Source organism: Peribacillus kribbensis DSM 17871 (assembly GCF_000430765.1).
GTDB classification, from domain to species: Bacteria; Bacillota; Bacilli; order Bacillales; family DSM-1321; genus Paraperibacillus; species Paraperibacillus kribbensis.
This window is the reverse complement of the sequence record NZ_AUMQ01000022.1, coordinates 156656-181114: the sequence shown is the minus strand read 5'-3', so window position 1 is coordinate 181114 and position 24459 is coordinate 156656. Positions and strand designations below refer to the sequence as shown.

Genomic DNA, 24459 nt, shown 5'->3' with positions numbered 1-24459 from the left:
CATTTATGCAGGAGAACCGTGGAGTATGGGTTTATATTGAGCAAAACGAAGGAAAGATTGAAGGAGTTTCCCTGGAGCTGCTTGGAGCGGGGAGAAAGCTTGCTGATAAGCTTGAGGTACCACTGGCAGGCGTTATACTCGGGGATTCGATCAGGCATCTTTCCGATGAAGTTATTTACCATGGTGCAGATGAGATTTATGTGATTGAACACAGTGTTTTAAAGCAATATCGTACAGAATCTTATATGAAGGGTGTCATTCAGCTGGCTGAAGCGTATAAACCAGAAATCTTTTTATATGGGGCAACGCCGAACGGAAAAGACGTAGCGAGCGCTGTGGCGACGGATTTAAGCACAGGTCTGACAGCAGATACGACCATGCTTGATGTTGATGTGGAAAAACGCCTTTTAGAGGCCAGCCGGCCGGCTTTTGGGGGAAACATCATGGCAACCATCCTCTGCAAAAAACATCGACCGCAGATGGCTACGGTCCGTCCGAAGGTCATGAAGGCACTGCCAAGGGATTCTTCAAGGAAAGGCAGAGTAATCGAAGAAAAAATGGATCTGCGGGAAGAAGAGATGAGGACAAAGGTACTGGAAATTGTGAAGGATGTCACAAAACCAGGCCTGGCAGATGCACATATCATTGTATGCGGCGGAAAAGGGATGGGGGATGAGCGAGGATTCCAGCTGATCCATGAACTGGCGGATGTTATGGGAGCGGGGGTCGGAGGGACCAGGGATGTGGTGGAAGCCGGCTGGATTGGCCATGACCATCAAATCGGCCAGACAGGGGAGACGGTCACTCCCAAGATTTATTTTGCCATCGGCCTGTCAGGCGCCATCCAGCATCTCGTCGGAATGAAGAATTCGGAAACGATCATTGCCATCAACAAGGATCCCCATGCACCCATTTTTGGTGTGAGCACGTACGGAATTGTAGGCGATGCCCATGAAATTGTTCCTTTATTGATCAAACAGTTTAAAGAGGCTTTCAAAAAGGGCGGTGAAAAAACCCATGCCTGAAAAATTTGATGTCATTGTCGTGGGAGCAGGACCTGCAGGAACATCCTGTGCGTATACCTGTGCCAAAAACGGGCTGAAGGTGCTGCAGATTGAACGCGGAGAATATCCCGGCAGCAAGAATGTAATGGGCGGCGTTTTATACAGGAAGCAAATGGAGGAAATCATCCCGGAGTTCTGGAAGGAGGCACCGCTTGAAAGGCCTGTCGTGGAGCAGCGTTTTTGGATGATGGATAAAGAGTCGGCAGTATCCTTTGGGTATAAAGGGCTGGAATGGGCAAAGGAGCCTTATAATAATTTTACGGTCCTCCGGGCAAAGTTTGATCAGTGGTTCGCTGGAAAAGGCGTAGAAGCAGGTGTGCTGCTTATAAATGAAACCGTTGCCACGGAATGTATTGTAGAAGATGGAAAGGTGGTTGGTATCAAAACCGACAGGCCTGACGGCGAGGTGTATGCGGATGTGACGGTCCTGGCTGATGGTGTAAATTCCCTTCTTGGAAAACAGCTGGGTTTTCACAAGGAATTCCGGCCGGATGAGGTAGCCTTGACAGTCATGGAGGTAATCAATCTTTCTAAAGATAAAATCAACGACCGTTTCAATCTCGAAGATAACCAGGGATGCACGATAGAAATTTTCGGGGATTCTACAAAAGGCAATCTGGGAACAGCCTTTATTTACACCAATAAAGAAAGCATTAACATAGGAGTAGGGACCACTCTTTCAAGCATGATTTCATCAAGGATGAAGCCGTATGACCTTCTTGACTATCTAAAAAACCACCCTATGGTGAGGAACCTGATCGGCGGAGGGGAGCCGGCTGAATATCTGGCCCATCTGATTCCGGAAGGAGGATATCATTCCGTGCCTAAGGTGGCAGGGAATGGAGTCCTTGTTGTCGGGGATGCGGCACAGCTTGTGAATGCCATCCATCGTGAAGGTTCAAATATGGCGATGGCCTCGGGCAGGATGGCGGCTGAAACCATTATGGAAGCACATCAGGCTGGAGACTTCAGCCATGAATTCCTTAATGCTTACAGAGACAAATTATACGACAGCTTTATTATCAAAGATTTAAAGAAATACAAGAATGCCACTCATGTGTTCGAGCATAATCCTCAGTATTTTAAAGAGTATGTTCCCATGTTAAACAGGGCAGCAAGTAAATTCTTCACTGTAGATGGAAGCTCCAAAAAAACAAAACAAAAACAGATCATTAAAACCATGACTTCGGAAAAAGGTACCATAAAGCTGATAAAGGATGTCTATAAAGCATGGAAAGCGGTGAAGTAAATGACTGGAAGCATCGAAGAAAAACAATATCTCGTCCGCTTTAAAGCTGATAAAAAATCTCATCTGACCGTCCTTGATGACGATATCTGCCTGAAAAACTGCCCGGATAAATTATGTACACTTTTCTGTCCTGCCGAAGTCTATAAATGGGAGGGGCTCAGAATGCAGGTAGGATATGAAGGATGCCACGAATGCGGCAGCTGCAGAATCGGGTGTCCCTACCAAAACATAAAATGGGAATACCCAAAAGGGGGCCACGGAATCGTCTTCAGGCTTGCCTGAGAAACGGGAAATGGGGACTCCGCTGGGGGCTGTCCATTTCCCAGTTTATTTCCCAGAGCTGATTAGAGGAATCTGATCGGCTTTTTTAGTTTTAAGAATAGGCCTGTTATGATTCATTATTGGTTTTCGTACATTCAGATAAAAATAAAAAAACCTTATGTATATGTACAAAAGGAGTGATTTTCGTTATGTAGTTTCCTTCACATGGCTGAGTAAAAAGAGAAAAATCATGGAGAACAAGTTTCTCTTTTTGTCTAGCTGATTTGTTCCTCTGGCTGAAGGCCTGCAATCCGGTCATCCCGGGCCATCTCTGTGAAAGCTCTGGACATGTCATACGCTTTATGGATGCAGGTGTACACCTCTGATCTGTAGAAAGGGTGCTCATAATGAAAAGAGCCATGGCTGGTCGCTTCGTAAATCAGGATTTCCCAGGAGTAGAAATCGGAGAAGGGGTCTTTTGGATATCCCTGCAGTGCAATGAGCCAGTGAGTCGGAGCCTCATCTTCTCTTTCATTCTGCCAAGAGGCAGAATCGCTCTGGCCCATTTGAAGAAGTGCGCGCTGATAAAATTCCCCGTATCCAGGAAACCATGCCATTTAGGGGTCACTCCTTTTTTTATTGGATTTATAGTTAGTTTATGCAAGAGTTCCAGTTTTTGAGAATCATTTTTTTAAGTATTTTACTGTTTCCGCAAATTTTCTTCTTTAAAACCGGATTGATGGAGATGAGAGGAGTAACCTTGAGTTACGATGAGCCTGTTTAATATAAAATCCTAACAGCCTGAGACCTTATAAATATAAACTCAGGCTGCCTTTTTTTTGAACTGTTACTTAGCATATTAGTACTTTCGTGAAAAGCTACGCACCACTACTGCTTTTTCACTGCATGAAGCGCAAAGCCTGGCATACTGGATACACGTTTCTAATGAATCATCGGCCTCCATAGGCCACCATCGAACTGCGCCCATAGGGGCTTTTGAGGCAAATATAGAAGGTCCAAAGATTAGAAAATACGGAATCAACTATCAAAAACGGGGCTCCATTATGAGCTCCGTTTTTGATAATTCCATCCCTTTAGTATGCATACATTCGGACATTTATCCCTTTTTTCCTTTTCCGGCGCCGGATTTATTACCTTTAGAGCCATTCTTACCGTGGGACTTATTGCCGTTAGAGCCATTCCTTCTACCGCATTTATTGCATCTACCATTGTTTTTCTGGCCAGACTTATTGCCTTTCCCTTTGGAGCCATTCTTACCATGGGACTTATTGCCGTTAGAGCCATTCCTTCTACCGCATTTATTGCATCTACCATTGTTTTTCTGGCCAGACTTATTGCCTTTGGAGCCATTCTTACCGTGGGACTTATTGCCGTTAGAGCCATTTTTTCTACCGCATTTATTGCATCTACCATTGTTTTTCTGGCCAGACTTATTGCCTTTGGAGCCATTCTTACCGTGGGACTTATTGCCGTTAGAGCCATTTTTTCTACCGCATTTATTGCATCTACCATTGTTTTTCTGGCCGGATTTATTGCCTTTAGACCCATTCCTGCCACCGGACTTACTGCCGTTAGAGCCATTTTTACAACCGGATTTATTCCCTTTACTATCGTTTTTTTCGGATTTATTTTTCATTTGGATTGTTTGAGTATTATAGTCTTTATCAACCGGATTATTAACCATGAATCCTGTAAGGCCATTATGAGCTGCATCTGAAATTGCTTTTACAATATCATAAGTTGCTGACAATAACATTCACCCTTCCTAAATTTTTTACTTTTTATTCATGGTATGAAAATTTTGGTTTGCTGCTTGGACATTAAAAGCCCGCTTATAAAATAATCCATTAGCTGAGGGGTCACCGTTTTACTGGGGTTACATAATTTAGAATCAAAAAAGAGTTTTTAGGGAGAGTTTCTAAAGTGAAGAGTTATAAGCTGTATATTCAACCGGCAGAATTACAAACCTTAAATAAAGATATTTGGAGAGATGACCCGGTTCCGGGAACACTTAAGCATGACGAAAAAAGATATTTAATTGATGTAGCCTACAGGGGAGACTCCATCCGAAAAAATAAAAAAAAATCTTATCAAATTACCTTCAGGAAACCTTATGTTGTGGAGAGGAACCACGTTGTCCATTTAAACAGCGAATATAAAGATCCTTCTCTAATTCGAAATAAGCTGTCCCTGGATTTTTTCAGAAGCCTGGGAATCTTAACACCAAATGCCCAGCATGTTTTATTAATTTTGAATGGTCAATGCCGCGGGATTTATCTTGAGCTTGAATCATTTGATGAATTCTTTCTGAAAAAATGGAATCTTCCTGAAGGAGGAATCTTTTATGCGACTGATAATGATGCCAATTTTTCTTTATTGACTGAAGAAGAAGATGCGAAAACGGAAATTTTACAAGGATATTCTGAAGTATATGATAGTAACGGAAAAGGGGAGCAGCTTCTTTCTGAACTTATATTCAAGATTAACACACTGACAAATCTGGAATTTGAACGAGAAATACCTAAGATGATTGATCTAGAGAAATATTTGAAATGGCTTTCGGGAGTTGTCTGCACACAAAATTTCGATGGTTTTATCCATAACTATGCCCTTTACTGGAATAGTGGGACAGGCCTTTTTGAAATTTCTCCCTGGGATTGTGATGGAACCTGGGGAAGGAATAGGCACGGGGAATTACTGCCGTATGATTATATTCCAATTGAGGGTTACAATACATTATCTGCCCGGATTCTACATCATTCTGCATTTCGAAACTTATACAAGAAAATCATGGAGGATATCCTACTGAATTATTTTACAGAAGACCGGCAAAAACCCTTGATTTATTCAGAAATGGAAAAATTACAGCCCTGGATTGAAAAAGATCCATATATAAAAGAGAAAATGCCGATTTTTTTATCAGAACCCCAATTTATGCTGGATTTTGTCAGAGACAGAAGGGGGTACTTATCAAGGGAGTTAGTTCGCTTATCTTAACTCCTTAGGATTTTTAATAGGCCGTTATTGCGCATTAAATCAGTTCAGTACAAGAAATAGGGCGTTTGTTATAGTACTTTGTCTTAGGTTTAAACATATAGTACAGGGAAACTAATTATTAGGAGGAAAAATGCAGCATGAAAACTGAAATGATGCAAACTTTTGTTGGTAAGACATTGAAAGTGGACAGAGGCGGGCCAGAATCCCGGATTGGGAAACTCCTAGCTGTAGGGGAGGACTTCTTTTCTCTTCTGACCCAAGATGAGGGAGTGATCTTTTACACAACACATCATATCAAAAGCATTACAGAAAATTCGAAAAATAAGTTCGGATTAGAAATAGAAGCCCCACAAGAGTTCGTAGCATTTCCGACCTTTAGAAAAGCAATCAACTCACTCCAATGGCAATGGGTAAAAATCAACCGTGGTGGAAAGGAATCCCTGGAAGGTGTGTTAGAAGACGTAAATGATGACTTTATTACGGTAGTAATGCATGAAGAAATAATCAGGATTTCAATGTTCCATGTACGGAACATCAGCTTGGGTGTGAAGACCGAAGAGAAAAAAGAGGATTCTGAAACAGAAAAAGAAAATCAAAAAGCACAAAATAAAGGTAAAGGTAAAAAAAGGTGAAATGAATAGACCCAATAATGTCGCTTCTCATTAGAAGCGACATAAATTATTTTAAGGAGTATTTCTGTTACAAAGGATGTTCGGGAGGGTCTGCCAGGAAAACCAGCAGTTAAAGTCGCTACGGACACTATCTCCGAAACAAAAGGACGACAGCCCAGCAGATACTAGGAGATCCTGAGTGTGAAAATTCCTTATCAACCACACAGGGATCCCTATATTCCCGCTATTTGTATCGCTGCCGGCCATCCAGTCCAGCTATATATTTTTCGATATTGAGGTTCCTATTGTGCCATCTTACAAGAATATTAAACCCTTTTTTCTCTGCATTCTTTAAAAAAATACATAATCGTCTGCTGCTTCATATTTTTCTTCTTACTTCAGATGGCCGTACACCCCCAATACATAAAGCTTATATACAGAGTTAGCACACATTTTTAAAAAAATATCAGCTATCCTTTCATGTAGTCAGCAACAGAGGCTGACTACAAGTAAGGATAGCTGTTTTTATGAACGGTATTTAGACCTTTTTTCTCTGCCTTCATACTTTCTCTTAAGGAAATTGAATGGTTTTGATGTGCTCTAAATTCCTATAGATGGTTTCTCCCTCAGCTGTAATCAGAATTGCCTGTCTGCCATGAATCTCTTTAAGCAGGCCGATCTTTTCAGGGTTATCCCCTCCATCCAGAATAACTAATTGATTTTCGAATTTTTTCAGCTGTTCACTAAAAGACCGGGATAGTGTAGTGGATACAGTTGGATTAAGCGGAAAATATTGATTGTCTATTGAATAGGGCGTTGAATTGGGTGGATAGGGTATGAGGTATTTTACATGGTTCATTGAAACAAACATAGTCTTGTAGGCAGGAGAGTGAAAAACAAAATAGTCATTCATGATATTGGTTAAATATCCATGAATGGATTTATTTCCGGTTACATAAATTTTGACAAACAATCCTTTTGCGTTCATTAAAATTTTTCTATAGGAGATCGTTTCCATCTCAATTGGCTGCTCTGAAGGAGGGGTATAATAAGCTTCTTCTGTGTTGTTCATTTCCTTTAATCTCTGAACATGGATCAAGGGAATGTATAGAAACGAATTCACTTCTCCTTTATATAGGACGACAAGATCCAAACCAGCATCAATTAATATGCCCTTTTGTAATCTGCCTCCAGAAATCTCAATTTCAATGTTTTTTCCTACTAAATTCTTTAAATCTATGGACATCAATATTCTCCTTTTTCATAAGGTTTTATTTTTCCAGGACCCCGCCGAAAAAAATTGAGACCCAATAATATAAAATGACCAAGGTGAAAAACACAGCAGGCGGTATTACCACCATTGTATGTTTTGTATATTCCCACCAGGTAAATTTTATTTTTCCGCGTCTTAGAAGATGCATCCACATGAGGGAAGCAAGGGTTCCCATTGGGAGAAGCAATGATCCCATGTCACTTCCGATAACAATGGCCAGATACGCTATTTTCATGGAGAGTACATCAAGATTCATATGAGTTAATGTCAGAGTTCCAATCATTAGAGCTGGGTGATTATTAAAAATATTGGACATTACAGTCATGACTGCCCCCATCAAAATGCTTACATGGAGCAGGCTTCCTGAAACCATTGGCTGCATAATATCGATGAGTAAATCCGCTAAACCAATATTTTTTAATCCGTATATGATGGTATACATGCAAAACGCAAAAATGATTATATACCACGGTGTTTTTTTCACCATGTCACCCGGAGGAATCTTTAAATACCACCATCTCCATCCTAAAAGGATGACAGACCCAAGGACAGCCATTATTGAGATTGGAATGGCAAGAAAAGAGGCTGCAAAGAGACTGATACGAACAGCAAGCACGAAAATAAGGATTCTCCACATAAGCTTTGAATGATCTTTTGCTGTACCATTCCTGGGTCCATCCCTAAGCGGGTGGTATGACGGCAGGGTGAGTCCTGAAACTCTTGTCGGGATTTTTTTCGGGAGGATGCCGCGAAAGCGGAGGAATAAAAGCACAACTAAGAACAGTAAGCCCAGCGTTGCAGGGACAAACATCATAGCTGTCTGCAAGTAAAGAGTCATATGCACGATGTTCAATGAAATCAAATTAACAATATTACTGACACCGATCGGTGCGCTGGATGCGGTCGCAATCAGCCCGCCTGACAACAAGTAGGGTATTTTTTGGTTGTTTTTTAATCCCATATTGTTTAATAGCATCACCAAAATGGGTGTGGTAATCAATATACTGCCATCATTATTGAAAAAGAGTGTCATGAGAAAACACAAGAGATTGACATACCAAAAAAGGCGTATCCCTGATCCTTTTGCTTTGGCGGCAAGCAGCTCCGCAATCCAGTGAAACAAACCAATGCTTTCTAAAACATTCGCCATTACAATAGTGGCCATAATCGTTATGGCTGCGCCGCTGATTGTTGATGCAATGACTCCCAAATCTGAAACCGTAACACTCCCGCTTAGCAGGACAATGATTGCACCGGCAGCGGCGGGTATTGCCTCGTTAAGCCCCCTTGGTCTCCATAGGATCAATATAAGTGTACCTATAAAGGATAAAATGGTTATCCAAACCATCGGTTCTAACATAATTCTCCCCTTTCTTTCCGGGTGGTTGTTCCAGATGTCACAAAATGACGAATACTTGCCTCGTCATGGAGGGTACTTGTCCACCCTCTGCATTTGTACTTTTGGTATTGCTGTACTATATATATATGGTCATGCGGAAGAAGTGCCTTAGGTTCGTCCCCGTTTTTTTATAAATCCGCTAGAAAAAAACAGCCCAAACAAAAAAGAGGTCACGACAATCTTCTAAAAGCTAAATGGTGATTGCAGCTTCTTCGAAATCTCTGAAGTGGTTTCACGGGTGAAGAAGTTTATTATAGGACTCAAAGAGCTATGGTTGACTTTAAGGCGTTAGGCTGAAAAAACAGGAGTCTAAATCTATAAAATCCGCGAGCAAAAATTGGAGCGCATCATTGATCGCTTAAATTAATAGATGGATTTGACAAAAGTAAACTATTTTTTTATAATAACCTTGAATTCAAGATAATCGAAATTTATTCTATTTTAAAAAAGGCGGTGAAATGCATGAGCAGAGAAAGCATTCAGCAATCGCTTAAATTGTTTATTGTATTATCAAGAGCACAGCGATCGATTAATGACAGGGTGAATAAATACATTGCAGAACAGGGATTGAATCCTACAGAGTTTGCTGTTCTGGAGCTTTTATACCATAAGGGAGACCAGCCCCTGCAGCAGATCGGCGGCAAGATCCTCCTGGCAAGCGGAAGCATTACGTATGTAGTGGATAAGCTTGAGAAAAAAGACTTCCTTGTCCGGGTGGCATGTAAAGAAGACCGCCGGGTCACGTTTGCGAGGATTACGGAAAAAGGAAAAGAGTTCATTGAATCTGTTTTTCCCGAGCATGAACAAGGAATCGATGAATTGACCAGCATTCTTACAGAAGAAGAAAAAATGACTGCCATTGATTTACTGAAAAAATTGGGCAAGCATGCAGACGGCGTTAAATAAGCTTCATGATGCTCCGAAACCAAGACCTTTCGAAAACCGCGGCTTCTCATCCTGAATGAGGGGAGCGGATGAAGGTCTTTTTTGTTGTTTTTTCTCTGAGATAAGATGGTTCCTTCTGGTTGGTGTATAATGGAAATGCAGGTGGGAGTATGCTGCAATCGGTTAGAAAAACTTACTTTCTGCCAGCGATGGTTTATATCCTTCGTTTATAGCATTCGGCATTATATGAGAAGTGAATCGAATACATATACGGGTAGATGAGCCAGGGAAGTTTTCAAGGAATGCTGGCAGGGTGTATGGAAGATATGAAGAGCGGGGATATAAGCACAGTTGAATAAATAGACGGATGGGAAGGAATTGTTTTTCTTGAAATTTGAACAGTTTGAATATAAACGCCCGGATATATCAGAAATCAAAGAAAGTTTAACTCTTGCAATCGAGGAATTCAGCCATGCATCTACGGCTGATGAGCAAAACGAATGCATGCAGAGAATAAACAAAATCCGTAACGATGTAGATACGATGGTTAATATTTGCTACATCCGCCATACCATTGACACAACGGATGAATTTTATAAAGCAGAGCAGGATTACCTGGATGAAATCGAACCAGAGCTTGAAGAATTTGTATCCAAGTATTATAAGGCACTGACTGAATCAGCGTTCAGGAGTGAGCTTGAGGAAAAATGGGGCATCCAGTTGTTTGCCCTGGCAGAATATCAGCTGAAGACATTTTCACCTGATATTATTCCTCTGCTTCAGAAGGAAAATAAATTGGTATCGGAATATAAGCAGCTTATGGCTTCAGCAAAAATCATGTTTGAGGGGGAAGAGAGAACCCTGATTCAGCTCCAGCCCTTCGCAGAATCAGAGGACAGGGAAATGAGAAGGAGGGCCAGTGACGCCAGAAGCGGCTTTATGGCGGAAAATGGAGATAAGCTGGATCAGATATATGATAATTTGGTGAAAGTCAGGAACGAAATGGCTGTAAAGCTTGGCTACGAAAATTTTGTTGAGCTAGGTTACTACCGCATGGCACGTACAGATTATAATGCCGAAATGGTAGCAGAATTCCGCCGGCAGGTAAAAGACTATATTGTACCCCTGGCTGTAAAATTGAGAGAACGCCAGCAAAATAGGATTGGCGTGGATTCCTTGAAGTTCTATGATGAAAGCTTCAAATTCAAATCAGGAAATGCCGCTCCAAAGGGCGAACCTGACTGGATCATTGAGAACGGAAGAAAAATGTACAATGAATTGTCTCCGGAGACAGAAGAGTTTTTCAATAAAATGGCTGATGAGGGACTCATGGACCTTGTAGCAAAGAAAGGGAAGACCGGAGGCGGCTACTGCACAATCGTACGTAATTATGGTGCGCCGTTTATTTTCTCTAATTTCACCGGAACTTCCGGAGATATTGATGTTTTAACCCATGAAGCAGGGCATGCTTTTCAGGTCTATATGAGCAGGGACTATGAGGTTCCGGAGTACACCTGGCCTACACACGAGGCGTGTGAAATTCATTCCATGAGCATGGAGTTTTTAACATGGCCATGGATGGAGCTGTTTTTCCAGGGAGACACTGACAAATATAAATATACCCACTTAAGTGAATCACTGTTATTCCTTCCTTATGGAGTGGCTGTTGACGAGTTTCAGCATTTTGTTTATGAACATCCGGAGGCATCCCCAGCGGAAAGAAAGACTGCATGGAGAAACTTAGAGAGAAAATACCTCCCGCATAGAGATTATGATGGTGACGAGTATTTGGAAGCTGGAGGGTTCTGGCAGCGCCAGGGGCATATTTACAGCACCCCTTTCTACTATATTGATTATACGCTTGCCCAGATTTGTGCGTTTCAGTTCTGGAAAAGATCCAGGGAAGATCAGAAAAAGACTTGGAAAGACTATCTTGACCTGTGTAAACAGGGAGGCAGCAAATCGTTCCTGGCCCTTGTAGAAACGGCTGGCCTGCAGTCGCCATTCGAGGATGGATGTGTACTTTCTGTAGCAAGTGTCATTGATGAATATCTGCAGTCAGTGGATGACCAGGCCCTATAATAGAGCACGAATAAAGAGAGAGCTGAATCCCAGCTCTCTCTTTTTCTATGATATTATCAGTCATATTCGCGGGCTGATCACTCTATACCGATTCCATATGAGCTGCCGGAAGGGTAATTTCTATGCGGGTCCCGGAATTCACATGACTGGTTATGGATAATGCTCCTTTATGCTGGTGAATAATGCGTTCAGAAATCATAAGCCCGAGTCCTGTTCCGTCATCTTTGGTAGTGAAGAACGGTTTGCCAGCATCTTTAAGAATATGCTCCGGCATTCCCATGCCATCATCCTCGATGGCAATCACCACCTTTCCATTCCCATTGTTGATATGAAAACGTATTTGACCTCCAGCCGGCATGGCTTCAAGGCTGTTCTTCATAAGGTTAATAAAAACCTGTTTTAAGGCATTTCCTTCACACATGACGGGCAGTAAATCCTCATCATAAGAATACTTAATGTCCACATTTCTGTAGTGTGCCTCTGACTGGAACAAGAGGATTACTTCATGCGCCAATCCTCTGATATTATGAATCTTCAAATTTGCTTCATGCGGTTTGGAAAGGATCAAAAACTCCTGAATAATGGAATTCATTCTGATGATTTCTGAATTGATAATTGAAAAATAGTGCGTATGTTCCTTGTCCTGTTCACTAAGCATTTGAATTTGGAATGATGCAAAGATAGCCTGTCTAAATAGCTTCCTCCTATCATAGATATATGAGAGGGGGTGAAGCAATGCGTGTAAAATGGTCCGGTGCTATTCAAATTTCTGCAGTATATATTGGGACGGTTGTAGGAGCGGGATTTGCTACCGGCCGGGAAATTTATGAATTTTTCACCAAATATGGATTTATAGGGTTATTGAGTATCCTGACAGCAGGCATTCTCTTTATATTTACCGGGACTAAGCTGATGACAATGGCACTGAAATCAGGAGTCAGGTCATATGAAGAATTTAATATATTTATCTTTGGAAAAAAGGCTGGCCACATATTGAATATCCTCTTTTTTTTCATGCTCCTTGGGGTGACTTCTGTCATGTTCTCTGGAGCAGGAGCTGTATTTGAAGAGCAGCTGGGGATGCCAAAAGCAGCTGGAGTGCTGATCACCATGGCGCTGGCTCTGGCAGTGCTGCTTGGAGGAATTAAAGGGCTGTTTGCCGTGAATGTATTTGTGGTGCCCATCATGATTTTTTTCAGCATCATGATGTGCCTAATGTCTTTAAAAGGAGGAGAGGCAGCTGCTGTTATATTTAATAGTCCTCCCTTGACTAATTGGTGGGAGCCGGCTATTTCACCATTTTTGTACACAGCTTTCAATCTGGCCTTATCCCAGGCTGTACTTGTTCCGGTTGCCAGTGATATTGGAGATGAAAAAACGATCAAGGCTGGTGCTATACTCGGCGGCGTTTTTCTGACCCTCATCCTTATTACGAGCCACCTATCTCTGATCAGCCTTCCTCAAATAGGGATGTATGAAATTCCCACCGCTGAAATTATGAAAAGATTTGCTGAGCATTTTTACTGGATTTATATTTTTGTTTTATATGGAGAAATCTTCACTTCTGTGATTGGCAATATGTTTGGCTTAGAACGGCAGCTGAAATCTTATCTTAAACTTCGTCCGCTGCTGATCTTTCTTTTATTATTTTTATCCGCGTATATTTTGAGTCTGATTGATTATGGCAGTCTCCTCTCATATCTGTATCCGCTGTTTGGAAAAATAAGCCTGGCCTTTCTGGTCCTGTTATGGATTCGTGAAAAAAAAATAATGAAAAAAACGTTCAGGTAAATACCTGAACGTACAAAGTTATTTTTTTTCAGGGCTGACCAGAACGGTATTGGCCATCTGAATGAAAGCAGAGCGATAATCGGCTCCTTTTTTGGTAAACATGGTCACTTTAAATGGTGTCTTATCATCTTTGACCAGAATACTGGTTACCACATCAGTGTTATTGGCTGCTTCGAATGCTGCTGCATTTTTAAATGGAAGCTTCCCTAGCGTTGGAGTGGAGATATCCTTTGAAACGGCTCCAAGCTGGGCTTTGATCATTTCTTCCTCCGTAGTGAGGTCTGCACTATCAGACAGAATTTCAACCCTCATGAAGACACTGTCATCACTTTTTAGGAAGATATTATCCTTACCGGGTTCCTCTGATGTTAATTCGAATTCGGGAAGTATATACAACGAATAGCTTTGATTATCACTCTTTTTAAGAAAAGCTGTTTCAGTTTTGGATGCTCCATTCAGCTGAAAAGTAAGATTTTGTTCCATGACTCTTACTCCGCTTTGTTCAGCTGAGCTATTATCAGCCGTTTTCCCGTCCGACTGGGAACCAGCACTGCCGGACGCTTGTTCCGTTTTACCTGAAGGCTGTGCCGACGTTTGCTCCGCTTTTTTCTCCGGTTTCTTCCCAGCATCATTTGAAGTCCCGCAGCCTGCGAGTCCGATACAGAGCAGACCGGTCCCAATTAATAATTTGCTATACTTAATCATCATGTAACCCCCTTAATATGCTCACCTGAGATGCGCTTTTGTTCTAGGGTTTTCAGGCAGCAATTTTTGTTGTCTTTTGTATAGACGGAATCCAAAGGCGATTAGTTACGAGTAAAAGACTTTTTTGCGAAATTTCTTGTTTTTTAGAAGGAATCACAAACAGAAGTCTTACCTATATTATAAGAGAAATACATAAATATAAAAGGGGAGAATGGAAAAATCGATAAATTTTACCAAAATCCGACTTAGCGTGGGATTTTTAGGGGCAAATAAATGGTTGATAGTAAGGAATTAGATTAACAGTTCAATTCTTAAAGATGTCAGCCGTTTTCCAGTGTAAAGTTATGAAATGAAGTACTTGAATTCAAATAAATGTCCTTGGGTATTACCTGCCGCTGCATGGTTTCCTCTTGTATAGATTGAATAAAAATTATTTTATGAACCTGCCCGAGCGAAGCGCCTGGAACGGAACTCGGGCGCATCCCCGTATGAATAAGAAAATAATAGCAAACAACAAAGGGCTTGGAATGAAACCATTCCAAGCCCTTTGTTTAATCAGACTGAGCTGCAAGATAAAAGTTTATGCTTTTTCAGTGACTTTGATGATTTTATAGTTTTTGTGGTTGACCACCGTTTTCTGCTCAAGCTCGAGTTCACGGTAATTATCCATAAAGGTAAGATCTACAATTACGGAATTTTCATTCACCTTTTCCACAATGCCCTGTAATCCATCGCGAAATTCAATAACATTGCCAACTTCTGCTCTTTTCATTTGATCACAACCTTCTGCCTTAATGGATATTCTTTTACAATTTATAAATATTTTGCAATAAATTTGGAAAATCGTAAAGGGTTTTTATTATTTAGTCAATTTAAATTACTATCTATTATACCACTCTGTTTTTAAAAGAATAGTAGAAAAAGAAAGCGGTTTACTTTTTATTTTCCCAGTCTTTTTTTTAATGCTTTTAAATAAAGAATGCCATGTTACAATGGTAGCAGGATATATAAAGGAGAATACGTATGGATAAGCAAATGGCAGAAGAATTATTGGATAACCTGGCTTCAAAAGGAATGGATGAAGTGCTGGTAACCAAAGAAACCTTTTTAATCTTCCGCGCCTGCCTTGTAAAACGGCCGGACTTTAAACATTTCAGGGGGATTGCCCGCCAAAATGGTGAGGTTATTTATAAATATTTGGATGAACCAAGAAGCTGATGCTTCTTTTTTTTGTTGTAATAATACCTCCATTTTTGGATAGCGCCCTTTCTCCAGGATTTTATAACTTCCTTTGAAACCTGATAGTACTGGGCGACATCTTCTATTCTCCTGCCTTCGAAAAGACAGCCAACAGCCCACTTTTTTTGATTATCCGTCAGAACGCTTAAACTTTCCTTAATTTCTTCGTGGGGAAAATAGAGATCAAACACTGCGTCTGACAATCGGTCAGCCGTATCATTGGATTCGATAAGCAGGTGGCTGTCCCATCTGCTCTGTGTTTTAAGATAGTTTAATATTTTGCCTTTTACCGTAGAATAGGCATAGGAAGTGTAGGCGCCTTTTGAATTGGTAAAATTTTGTTCAGCTTCCCATAATGCTATTAATCCTATTTGATAATATTCATCCTGATCCTTATAAATATGGAGTGAGCGGATGATGCTGTAAATCATAGGAGTATATCTTTCAGTGATTTCTTCGAAATTGTCCATTAGGCTTTCCCATTTCTATAAGCATGCTTACACAGATTTACCGGCTGCTTTCAGGATATAAAAAGAGAAAATGGAATACGAAGTGAAGAAAACAGGTTTTCGTCTCTAAAAAAAGCAATATAATATGGAAAGACTGCTTGAAAAGTATAATATTTAAGAGGAATTTGCATAAAAGACAAGTTTCTTTTATTTTGTTGAAAATTCAGAAAAATTAACAATGAGTTAAAAATAGGTTAGTAAACCATCTATTAAGGAAATAATTAATATCGCAGGCACATTGATAAAGATAACAGGGGGAAGCAGTAATGAAATTCAGCGGAAAAACTGTGGTTGTAACCGGAGCCGGAAGTGGAATTGGCAAAGAAGTTGCCCGTGCCTTTGGAAAAAACGGCGCAAATGTGGTTATAGCAGAAATAAACGAAACAGGTAAAGAAACAGAAAGAATCATTACGGAGGAAGGCGGAAGGGCAAGGTTCGTACAAACAGACGTCCGGAATGAGTCTGAAATCATTCATATGCTGAAGACTGCTAAGGAACTCTTTGGCTCTTTGGATGTATTGATCAATAATGCAGGTGTATCAAGCTTTAAGCCAATTTTTGAACTTTCTGTTGCTGAATGGGACAATATCCTTAATATTAATCTCAGGAGTATGTTCATTGCTTCCAAGGAAGCCGCTAAAATAATGGGGCGGGGAGGGAAAATCGTCAATATCACATCTACTAGAGCATTTATGTCAGAACCAGACTCTGAGGCTTATGCGGCATCTAAGGGCGGTATTGCGGCACTCACCCATGCAATGGCAGCAAGTTTTGCGCCTCTTGGGATCAACGTCAATTCAATCAGCCCGGGCTGGATTGAAACAGGGGATTATGACGATTTAAGGCAGGTTGACCATGAACAGCATTTCTCAAACAGGGTGGGAAGACCAGACGATATTGCAAAAGCATGCTTCTACTTATGCGATCCTGAGAATGATTTTGTTAATGCAGAAAATATCGTGGTGGATGGCGGTATGACGAGAAAAATGATTTACGAGCATTAAAAAAAGGCTTATACCTAAAGCCTTCAGGGTAAATCGACTATTAACTCCGGCATGTTCTGTAAAAAGCCGGATCTGCAGGAGCAAAGATTACGTAACTCTTACTTTTTAATATAAAGCTTCAGTTCAGAAATGATCTGCTGCCTGATTTTTTCTTTCAATGATTCAGGCCCTTGTACCATAAAACCGTAATGCCATCTTCCGAGATGAATCTTTTTCCAGACGATGGAACCCGGGAGTTCCAGCAGGGTAGAGTTCAGAGTGAAATGGACCAGGATCTGGATATTTTCATCTAATGGCAGATTAAGAGTTGAACTGAACTTTAATCCATTGGGACTTATATCAAGGATTTCAAGGGCGCCGTATTTATCCTGATGGGCCGCTCCTTTGCGGGAAATAATGGCGAATTCACCTGTCACAGGGACCTTTAATGAAAACCGGAAGGATTCCTCTCTTTTGTATATCATGTGTTTCCTCCATAAACTCTTTATTCTTATTATTTACTAGATATATAAGGGAATTTCAACATATTTTTATGGTTAATCCGAAAGGAATCGCTTTCATTTCAGAGGGGTCATTCCGTTCCTTTTAAAGCACAAAGTTTTAGAATGTTAAAAAAATTATAAAATGAATCATTAAGATTGTCACTATATCTCCAAAGTGCTATTCTTTAGGGAAAGGAGAGTTTTTCTCCTTTAAAATGCTAAAGAAGCAGGTTTTGCAACGAACAATAATTTTTTCCATATAGGATAAAAATGATCAACATAGATTTGATCAAAAAGGGAAACATCTAGAAGTAAAGCTTTTTGGCCGTTACCTGAAGATAGTTGCATATCCTATTCTTACTATTATTTAAAAGGAGTCGTTATCAAATGGCAGAAAAAACATTTACAGTTACAGCGGAAACTGGTATTCATGCACGTCCAGCAACATTATTGGTTCAGGCAGCTGGCAAATTCGATTCAGAAATCAACCTTGAGTATAAAGGAAGAACCGTAAACCTTAAATCAATCATGGGTGTAATGTCTCTAGGAATCGGACAAGGTGCAGAAATTAAAATCACGGCTGAAGGCAGCGATGAGCAGGATGCTTTAAATACCCTTGAAGAAACTTTAAAAAGAGAAGGCCTGGCTGAGTAATGTCAACCATGCTAAAGGGGATTGCCGCATCAAACGGTATTGCTATCGCTAAAGCATACCGTCTGATTGAACCCGATCTAAAGGTTGAAAAACAGACGGCAGACAACACTTCCGAAGAAACAGCACGTTTCCAGGAAGCTCTGAAAGTGTCGAAAGAGGAATTACAGGCCATCCGTGATAAAGCTGACAAAGACCTCGGTCCAGACAAGGCAGCGATTTTCGATGCCCATCTTCTTGTGCTGAGTGACCCTGAATTAATTTCACCTATTGAAGATAAAATCAAGAATGAACAAGTAAATGCAGAGTTCGCATTAAAAGAAACTGCTGACATGTTCATTATGATGTTCGAGCAAATGGACAACGAATATATGAAAGAACGTGCAGCTGATATCCGCGACGTAACCAAGCGTGTGCTTGCACACTTATTGGGAGTTCAGATACCGAATCCAAGCATGATCTCCGAAGAGGTCATTATCATTGCTGAAGATTTAACTCCATCCGATACGGCTCAATTAAACCGTACATATGTTAAAGGGTTTACAACCAATATCGGAGGAAGAACCTCCCACTCTGCCATCATGGCCCGTTCTCTTGAAATCCCTGCAGTTGTCGGTACGAAAGAAGCAACAGCTTCTATTCAAAATGGAGATCTTGTCATCGTAGATGGATTAAATGGCGAGGTGCATATCAATCCAACCCCTGAACTTGTAACAAAGTATGAGCAAATGCATGCAGACTATGAAAAACAGAAAGCCGAGTGGGCAAAGCTGGTTAATGAAAAAACAGTTTCTGCTGACGGCCATCATGTCGAATTAGCTGCAAACATCGGGACTCCTGGTGACTTGGAAAGCGTAAAAAGCAACGGCGGAGAAGCTGTGGGCCTTTACCGAACCGAGTTTTTATATATGGGCAGAGACCAGCTCCCAACTGAGGATGAGCAGTTCGAAGCATATAAGGCAGTCCTAGAGGGAATGGAAGGAAAACCTGTAGTTGTCCGCACCCTGGACATCGGCGGAGATAAAGAACTTCCATACTTAGATCTTCCAAAAGAGATGAATCCGTTCCTTGGATTCCGTGCGATCCGGCTATGCCTTGAAGAACAGGGAATCTTCAGGACTCAGCTTCGTGCTCTGCTTCGTGCAAGTTCTTATGGAAATCTAAAAATCATGTTTCCAATGATCGCAACCCTTGATGAATTTAGACAAGCTAAAGCCATCCTGGAAGAGGAAAAGCAGTCTCTTATTGAAAGCGGCGTTAAAGTAGCTGGCAAAATTGAAACTGGAATCATGGTGGAAATCCCATCCACTGCTGTCATGGCTGACACTTTTGCCAAAGAAGTCGACTTTTTCAGCATCGGTACAAACGACTTGATTCAGTATACAATGGCAGCTGACCGTATGAATGAACGCGTTTCCTATCTATATCAGCCATATAATCCAGCTATCCTGCGCCTGGTTAAAATGGTCATTGATGCTGCGCACAAAGAAGGCAAGTGGGCTGGAATGTGCGGAGAGATGGCAGGCGACGAAACTGCAATCCCGCTTCTGCTTGGATTGGGCCTTGATGAGTTCTCCATGAGTGCAACTTCTATCTTGAGAGCACGTTCTCTTATCAGGAACTTATCACAGCCTGAAATGGAAGAATTAGCAAACCGGGTTCTAAGCATGTCCACTGCTGATGAAGTAGTACAAGCTGTACAGGCTGCGGTAGCTAAATAAGACAAAAGAGTTCGGGATGTCCCATTCCGGGCTCTTTTTTTGTGGTTTACTGGCTCCGGAGAAGCTTATGGCCAGAGGCGGGGGTATGCCAAAATGGAACAGGCTGGGGTAGGATTAGACGGGGCTGTAGGTTATAATCCGGAATTTTGAGTAAATGATCCGCTTTTTCACTTTTATGATCCGTTTTATTCAACAAATGAGCCAAAATCACTTATTAATGATCCAAAGTATATGTTGAAGGCCTGGCCGTTTTGTTAATGATCCGATCTGCAGGGGAATGGTCCAGAAGGTGTCTGAATGAGTTTTAACCTGAGCTGAACCCAAATAAAAATAAAAAAATGGATAAAGATGTTTATGCGGTTTATATCAGGGTAAACAATGAATAGCAACAATTTGAATGTGATCTAGTTTATGCAGCTTACATTCTCATTTCCCCCCTTTACCAGCTAATCTAAAGATTAGCTGGTTTTTTTATTCCTAATCTATTGAAAATAGAAAAAAGGTTTAGGCACAGATTAGAAAGGGTATTCAAAAAAATATTATTTTAATATTTTAATTTGCAGGGTAGCTGCTGTTATTTTTGAGGTTCATTCATCAATGCATATATGTTTCAGATAATTTTTATTGGGATTGTACAAAATAACACTAACACTGGGGCTTTAGGGAATTGTTATAAAGTGATTCGGAGCTAAGAATGTCATTACATCGTATACAGGATTCAGTCTGATTATCCTTATTTCCATTCAACATATCTAAACATCCTTTCCTCACCTTTCCTCCAACTAAGCACCAGCTGATCATATGCCCGCATTATGCAAACATACAGCTAAAAATATTCCTGCAAATTAAAAAAATCTATGAAGGGATTTATGCCATTGATTACATTTAAGCATGTACAAAAGAAATATCCAGATGGATTTATTGCCCTCAAGGACATTAATTTTGAAATTGACGAGGGGGAGCTGGTTGCTCTGATCGGGCCAAGCGGCTGCGGTAAAACCACCACCATGAAAATGATTAACCGTTTAATGGAACCTACAAGCGGGACCATCTTGATTAACGGGGAGGATACATCAAAGACTGATCCTGTACACCTTCGTCGGAATATTGGGTATGTCATCCAGCAGATCGGTCTCCTTCCCCATATGACCATCGAGGATAATATTACGCTTGTTCCCCGTCTAAAGGGGTGGGAAAAGGAACGATACATAAAGAAAGTAGACGAGCTGCTTAATTTGGTAGGCCTAGATCCAGAGGTATATAAAACCCGTTTTCCAGGAGACTTAAGCGGAGGACAGCAGCAGAGGGTAGGGGTTATCAGGGCCCTTGCGGCTGAGCCGCCTATTATCTTAATGGATGAGCCATTCAGCGCCCTTGATCCGATCAGCAGAGAGCAGCTGCAGGATGAATTGGTACAGCTGCAGGAAAATATTAAGAAGACGATTGTTTTCGTTACCCATGATATGGACGAAGCCATTAAAATTGCTGACCGCATTGCCATCATGAAAGATGGAGAAATCATTCAATTTGATACACCAGAGAGAATCCTGCGGCACCCGGCAAATGACTTTGTCAGGGGCTTCATAGGAGAGGAGAGGCTGGACAGAGAGATTAATTCCGGCCCTGATGCAAGCGACCTTATGCTGAAGAAAGTGATAACCGCAAAGCCAATCAGAGGGCTTGCGCAGTCTCTTAAAACCATGAGGACATATAATGTGGACAGCCTCCTTGTAACCGACCAGGAAAATCGGCTGCTCGGAGTGGCAACCATTGATGATGTCGAGCAATATTATAATGATGAAACGAAAACACTGAATGATATCATGAGGAAGAACTTCCTATCTGTACAGGCGGATACCCCTTATTCAGAGGTGGCTGGCCTTTTTGCTGGAGGAGCAGTCTCCATCCCTGTCCTGTCAAATGGAAAACTTGCCGGGCTGATTACAAGGTCCTCCATGATGAGAGGGCTTGCGGGCATAAAACCGTCAGCTGGGGAAGGAGGAAGTATAAATGAATAAAGAAAGCTTTTGGGGTTCGCTTATTGATACATTTCGCACAAGATGGCCAGATATTTTAGAGGGTCTTCAGCAGCATTTGTTTTTATCCGTAGTTTCCATTGCTATTGCAACACTCATTGCCATTCCTTTGGGTATTTTTATTGCCAGGAGGAAACGGATTGCCAACGGAGTGATCGGTGTTGTGTCTGTGTTCCAGACAATCCCGAGCCTGGCGCTTTTCGGATTTCTTCTTCCGGTATTTGGGATAGGTAGTGTTACGGCTATCATTGCCCTTACGATTTATGCCCTTCTCCCGCTGTTGCAAAATACATATACAGGTCTGACAGGTGTAGACAAGTCAGCAGTTGAAGCAGGAAAAGGCATGGGAATGACACAGGGGCAGATCCTTCGGATGATTGAGCTTCCGCTGGCCATGCCGGTTATTATGGCCGGGCTTCGTACCGCCACTGTTTTAACGATTGGAGTAGCCACTCTGGCTGCCTTTATCGGTGCTGGAGGATTGGGAGATTTAATCTATAGGGGCCTTTCCACGACAAGGAATGAACTTGTGCTTGCAGGAGCGATCCCTGCGGCTGTCCTCGCTATCGTAATCGACCTTATATTAAAGCGCATTGAAGCATCGTCCAATCCGCTTAACAGAAGGAAGTCTGTGTTTACGTGGAAAAAAGCTGCCTATGTTCTTGTCCCTATAGCCGCAGTCCTTCTGTTCTTGGGGTTCAGGGGAGGAACCTCAGATGATACGGTGGTCATTGCGGGGAAAAAATGGACTGAGCAATACATCCTTCCTTACATCATTTCAGAATATGTGGAAAATAAAACGGATTATAAAGTCCAGGTCAGAGAGGGACTGGGAGAAACGCCGATTTTGACCCAGGCTATCAAAAAAGGCGATATCGATATGTATGTGGAATATACAGGAACAGGGCTGCTTACTATTCTTAAGGAAAAATATGATCCAACTGATTCAGCGGATGATATCTACAGAAAAGTAAAACAGGGGTATCATGATAAATATAACCTTGAATGGATGAAGCCTCTCGGTTTTGAAAATACATATGCCTTGACCTTGAATCAGCAGGCATACAAAAAATTGAATGTAAAGACGATTTCAGAGCTTGCTTCAAAATCTCCTGATGTGATTTTCGGTGCACCGACTGAATTTTACGAACGAGAGGACGGATATACCGCCTTTGCCAAAGCATATGATCTGAACTTTAAGGACAAGCGCAGCCTGGATGCCAACCTCATGTACACTGCGGTGAAGGAAAATAAGGTGGAGGCAATCCCTGCGTTTACGACAGATGGAAGGATTGTAAGATTCCATTTGAAGACTATTAAAGACGACAAAAAGTTCTTCCCTCCATATTATGCGGCTGCCGTTATCAGAGAAGATACACTGAAAAAATATCCAAAGCTTAGAGCTGCGGTCAATGAGCTTGCAGGTAAAATTTCTGAAGGGGATATGGCTGAAATGAATGCCCAGGTCGATCTGGATAAAAAAGAACCAAGAGACGTGGCGCGTGCATTTTTGAAAAAGAAAAAGTTAATTGATTAAGGGATCAAGCTGACTCAAATGCGGGTCAGCTTTTCTTCTTCTCACAGCCTTTCTGTTTCTTCAAGTCATCCGTTTTGTAACCCTATAAAATATCAAGTAAAATAAAGATATAACACAAAAGGGAAGAGGAGGCAGAACATGAATTATCATTTGTCAGGAAAAACCGCGTTAGTTGCCGCTTCCAGCCAGGGGCTGGGAAAAGCCATCGCTGAAGCACTCGTAAAAGAAGGGGCCAATGTGGCGATTACGAGCAGAAGCGAAGAAAAACTGATGCAGGTGCAAGAGGAACTCAGTCAGCTTCAAAAAGGCCGGGTAGTCTACATAGCCGGAGATATCACGTCATCCGAAGATATTGCCAGGATTGTAGAAAAAACGGTAACAGAATTTGGGACGCTTGATATTCTGATCAATAATGCCGGCGGACCTCCGGCAGGATCCTTCGAAAGCCTATCAGATACGGAATGGCAGAATTCTTTTGAACTGAATTTATTGAGCTATATCCGGCTGATCCGAGAAGCGCTGCCTCATATGAAGAAAAATGGCGGCAGAATTGTGAATATTGCCTCATCTTCTATTAAAGAACCGATTCCTGGTTTAATTTTATCCAATACCTTTAGAACAGCCATTGTCGGCCTCTCCAAAACCTTGGCAAGTGAGCTTGCACCTTATAATATATTAATCAATACAGCGGCACCCGGGAGAATCGCAACAGACAGGGTGCGCCACCTGGATGAGGTGAATGCAGAAAAGTCAGGCCAGCCGGTTGAAACAGTGGAAGAGAAAATGAAGGGACAGATTCCGCTGGGCCGATATGGAAGGCCGGAGGAATTCGCCAATGTGGTGGCCTTCCTGGTATCTGATGCCAATACATATATGACAGGCAGCTCTTTCCTGATAGACGGGGGAATGGTCAAGTCCATTTAAAAGGCTCTTTTCTAAAAG

24 protein-coding genes are annotated in these 24459 nt (G+C 41.5%); 15 read left to right on the top strand and 9 right to left on the bottom strand.

Annotated features, from left to right (window positions below; translation table 11 throughout):
• Nucleotides 1-5: 5 nt before the first annotated feature.
• The 3 genes from H539_RS0102710 to H539_RS0102700 are packed head-to-tail and all read left to right on the top strand — an operon-like array spanning nucleotide 6 to nucleotide 2595.
• Nucleotides 6-1025, top strand: coding sequence for an electron transfer flavoprotein subunit alpha/FixB family protein (locus tag H539_RS0102710; RefSeq protein ID WP_026692238.1), 1020 nt, complete (start codon nucleotides 6-8; stop codon nucleotides 1023-1025).
• Nucleotides 1018-2313, top strand: coding sequence for an FAD-dependent oxidoreductase (locus H539_RS0102705; protein WP_026692237.1), 1296 nt, complete (start codon nucleotides 1018-1020; stop codon nucleotides 2311-2313). Before H539_RS0102710 ends, H539_RS0102705 begins: the two co-directional genes overlap by 8 nt.
• On the top strand, nucleotides 2314-2595 hold the full coding sequence (locus H539_RS0102700; protein ID WP_026692236.1) for a ferredoxin family protein: 282 nt from the start codon (nucleotides 2314-2316) through the stop codon (nucleotides 2593-2595).
• Nucleotides 2596-2849: 254 nt separating this feature from the next.
• Here the strand turns inward: H539_RS0102700 and H539_RS0102695 are convergent, their stop codons facing one another.
• Nucleotides 2850-3191 carry a hypothetical protein gene (locus tag H539_RS0102695; RefSeq protein WP_026692235.1) on the bottom strand — a complete coding sequence of 114 codons (342 nt, stop codon included), beginning with the start codon at nucleotides 3189-3191 and terminating at the stop codon, nucleotides 2850-2852.
• A gap of 445 nt (nucleotides 3192-3636) precedes the next feature.
• A complete protein-coding gene (locus H539_RS31290) occupies nucleotides 3637-4143 on the bottom strand; it encodes a hypothetical protein (protein ID WP_155889925.1) in 507 nt (168 codons plus the stop codon).
• A gap of 375 nt (nucleotides 4144-4518) precedes the next feature.
• Between H539_RS31290 and H539_RS0102685 the strand changes: the two genes are divergently transcribed.
• Both H539_RS0102685 and H539_RS0102680 read left to right on the top strand, forming a co-directional pair.
• Nucleotides 4519-5592, top strand: a complete 1074-nt coding sequence (locus tag H539_RS0102685) for a CotH kinase family protein (RefSeq protein WP_026692233.1) — start codon at nucleotides 4519-4521, stop codon at nucleotides 5590-5592.
• Between the two features lie 137 nt (nucleotides 5593-5729).
• Nucleotides 5730-6224, top strand: coding sequence for a hypothetical protein (locus H539_RS0102680; protein ID WP_026692232.1), 495 nt, complete (start codon nucleotides 5730-5732; stop codon nucleotides 6222-6224).
• Between the two features lie 550 nt (nucleotides 6225-6774).
• Here the strand turns inward: H539_RS0102680 and H539_RS0102675 are convergent.
• Together H539_RS0102675 and H539_RS0102670 are read right to left on the bottom strand one after the other, a co-directional pair.
• Complete coding sequence (locus tag H539_RS0102675) at nucleotides 6775-7449, bottom strand: hypothetical protein (protein WP_035321813.1); 675 nt, start codon at nucleotides 7447-7449, stop codon at nucleotides 6775-6777.
• A 25-nt stretch (nucleotides 7450-7474) separates the two neighbouring features.
• A complete protein-coding gene (locus H539_RS0102670; protein ID WP_180321039.1) occupies nucleotides 7475-8836 on the bottom strand; it encodes an ArsB/NhaD family transporter in 1362 nt (453 codons plus the stop codon).
• Between the two features lie 501 nt (nucleotides 8837-9337).
• Between H539_RS0102670 and H539_RS0102665 the strand changes: the two genes are divergently transcribed.
• The gene (locus H539_RS0102665; RefSeq protein WP_026692229.1) at nucleotides 9338-9781 is read left to right on the top strand and encodes a MarR family winged helix-turn-helix transcriptional regulator; all 444 of its coding nucleotides are present in this window, start codon (nucleotides 9338-9340) and stop codon (nucleotides 9779-9781) included.
• 366 nt (nucleotides 9782-10147) lie between these two features.
• Complete coding sequence (locus H539_RS0102660) at nucleotides 10148-11842, top strand: M3 family oligoendopeptidase (protein ID WP_026692228.1); 1695 nt, start codon at nucleotides 10148-10150, stop codon at nucleotides 11840-11842.
• A gap of 82 nt (nucleotides 11843-11924) precedes the next feature.
• On the opposite strand, the gene H539_RS0102655 is transcribed toward H539_RS0102660, so the two are convergent.
• Nucleotides 11925-12434 (bottom strand): ATP-binding protein, encoded by a 510-nt coding sequence (locus tag H539_RS0102655; protein ID WP_218970909.1) that lies wholly within the window; start codon nucleotides 12432-12434, stop codon nucleotides 11925-11927.
• 143 nt (nucleotides 12435-12577) lie between these two features.
• Here H539_RS0102655 and H539_RS0102650 point away from each other — a divergent pair, with 143 nt between their 5' ends.
• The gene (locus tag H539_RS0102650; RefSeq protein WP_026692226.1) at nucleotides 12578-13633 is read left to right on the top strand and encodes a YkvI family membrane protein; all 1056 of its coding nucleotides are present in this window, start codon (nucleotides 12578-12580) and stop codon (nucleotides 13631-13633) included.
• A gap of 18 nt (nucleotides 13634-13651) precedes the next feature.
• Here the strand turns inward: H539_RS0102650 and H539_RS0102645 are convergent, their stop codons facing one another.
• The gene (locus H539_RS0102645; RefSeq protein WP_155889924.1) at nucleotides 13652-14341 is read right to left on the bottom strand and encodes a hypothetical protein; all 690 of its coding nucleotides are present in this window, start codon (nucleotides 14339-14341) and stop codon (nucleotides 13652-13654) included.
• 577 nt (nucleotides 14342-14918) lie between these two features.
• Complete coding sequence (locus H539_RS0102640) at nucleotides 14919-15110, bottom strand: YkvS family protein (protein WP_026692224.1); 192 nt, start codon at nucleotides 15108-15110, stop codon at nucleotides 14919-14921.
• Between the two features lie 251 nt (nucleotides 15111-15361).
• On the opposite strand from H539_RS0102640, the gene H539_RS0102635 reads away from it, so the two are divergent.
• Complete coding sequence (locus H539_RS0102635; RefSeq protein ID WP_026692223.1) at nucleotides 15362-15556, top strand: hypothetical protein; 195 nt, start codon at nucleotides 15362-15364, stop codon at nucleotides 15554-15556.
• On the opposite strand, the gene H539_RS27605 is transcribed toward H539_RS0102635, so the two are convergent.
• Nucleotides 15526-16047, bottom strand: a complete 522-nt coding sequence (locus H539_RS27605) for a sigma-70 family RNA polymerase sigma factor (protein ID WP_051348411.1) — start codon at nucleotides 16045-16047, stop codon at nucleotides 15526-15528. The genes H539_RS0102635 and H539_RS27605 overlap by 31 nt on opposite strands.
• 305 nt (nucleotides 16048-16352) lie before the next feature.
• On the opposite strand from H539_RS27605, the gene H539_RS0102625 reads away from it, so the two are divergent.
• Nucleotides 16353-17090 carry an SDR family NAD(P)-dependent oxidoreductase gene (locus tag H539_RS0102625; protein WP_026692222.1) on the top strand — a complete coding sequence of 246 codons (738 nt, stop codon included), beginning with the start codon at nucleotides 16353-16355 and terminating at the stop codon, nucleotides 17088-17090.
• Nucleotides 17091-17188: 98 nt separating this feature from the next.
• Here H539_RS0102625 and H539_RS0102620 read toward each other — a convergent pair whose 3' ends face one another.
• Nucleotides 17189-17554, bottom strand: a complete 366-nt coding sequence (locus H539_RS0102620; RefSeq protein ID WP_026692221.1) for a PilZ domain-containing protein — start codon at nucleotides 17552-17554, stop codon at nucleotides 17189-17191.
• Between the two features lie 405 nt (nucleotides 17555-17959).
• On the opposite strand from H539_RS0102620, the gene H539_RS0102615 reads away from it, so the two are divergent.
• From H539_RS0102615 to H539_RS0102590, 5 genes are all read left to right on the top strand, one after another.
• Nucleotides 17960-18226: a phosphocarrier protein HPr gene (locus H539_RS0102615; protein ID WP_026692220.1), complete on the top strand. Its 267-nt coding sequence runs from the start codon at nucleotides 17960-17962 to the stop codon at nucleotides 18224-18226.
• Complete coding sequence (gene ptsP, locus H539_RS0102610; RefSeq protein WP_026692219.1) at nucleotides 18226-19944, top strand: phosphoenolpyruvate--protein phosphotransferase; 1719 nt, start codon at nucleotides 18226-18228, stop codon at nucleotides 19942-19944. Before H539_RS0102615 ends, ptsP begins: the two co-directional genes overlap by 1 nt.
• A gap of 875 nt (nucleotides 19945-20819) precedes the next feature.
• Nucleotides 20820-21962 carry an ABC transporter ATP-binding protein gene (locus H539_RS0102600; protein ID WP_026692218.1) on the top strand — a complete coding sequence of 381 codons (1143 nt, stop codon included), beginning with the start codon at nucleotides 20820-20822 and terminating at the stop codon, nucleotides 21960-21962.
• Entirely contained in the window at nucleotides 21955-23517 is a 1563-nt protein-coding gene (locus H539_RS0102595) for a glycine betaine ABC transporter substrate-binding protein (protein ID WP_035321811.1), read from the top strand. The genes H539_RS0102600 and H539_RS0102595 overlap by 8 nt, the downstream gene beginning before the upstream one ends.
• A 138-nt stretch (nucleotides 23518-23655) precedes the next feature.
• Nucleotides 23656-24441: an SDR family oxidoreductase gene (locus H539_RS0102590; RefSeq protein WP_026692216.1), complete on the top strand. Its 786-nt coding sequence runs from the start codon at nucleotides 23656-23658 to the stop codon at nucleotides 24439-24441.
• Nucleotides 24442-24459: the final 18 nt, after the last annotated feature.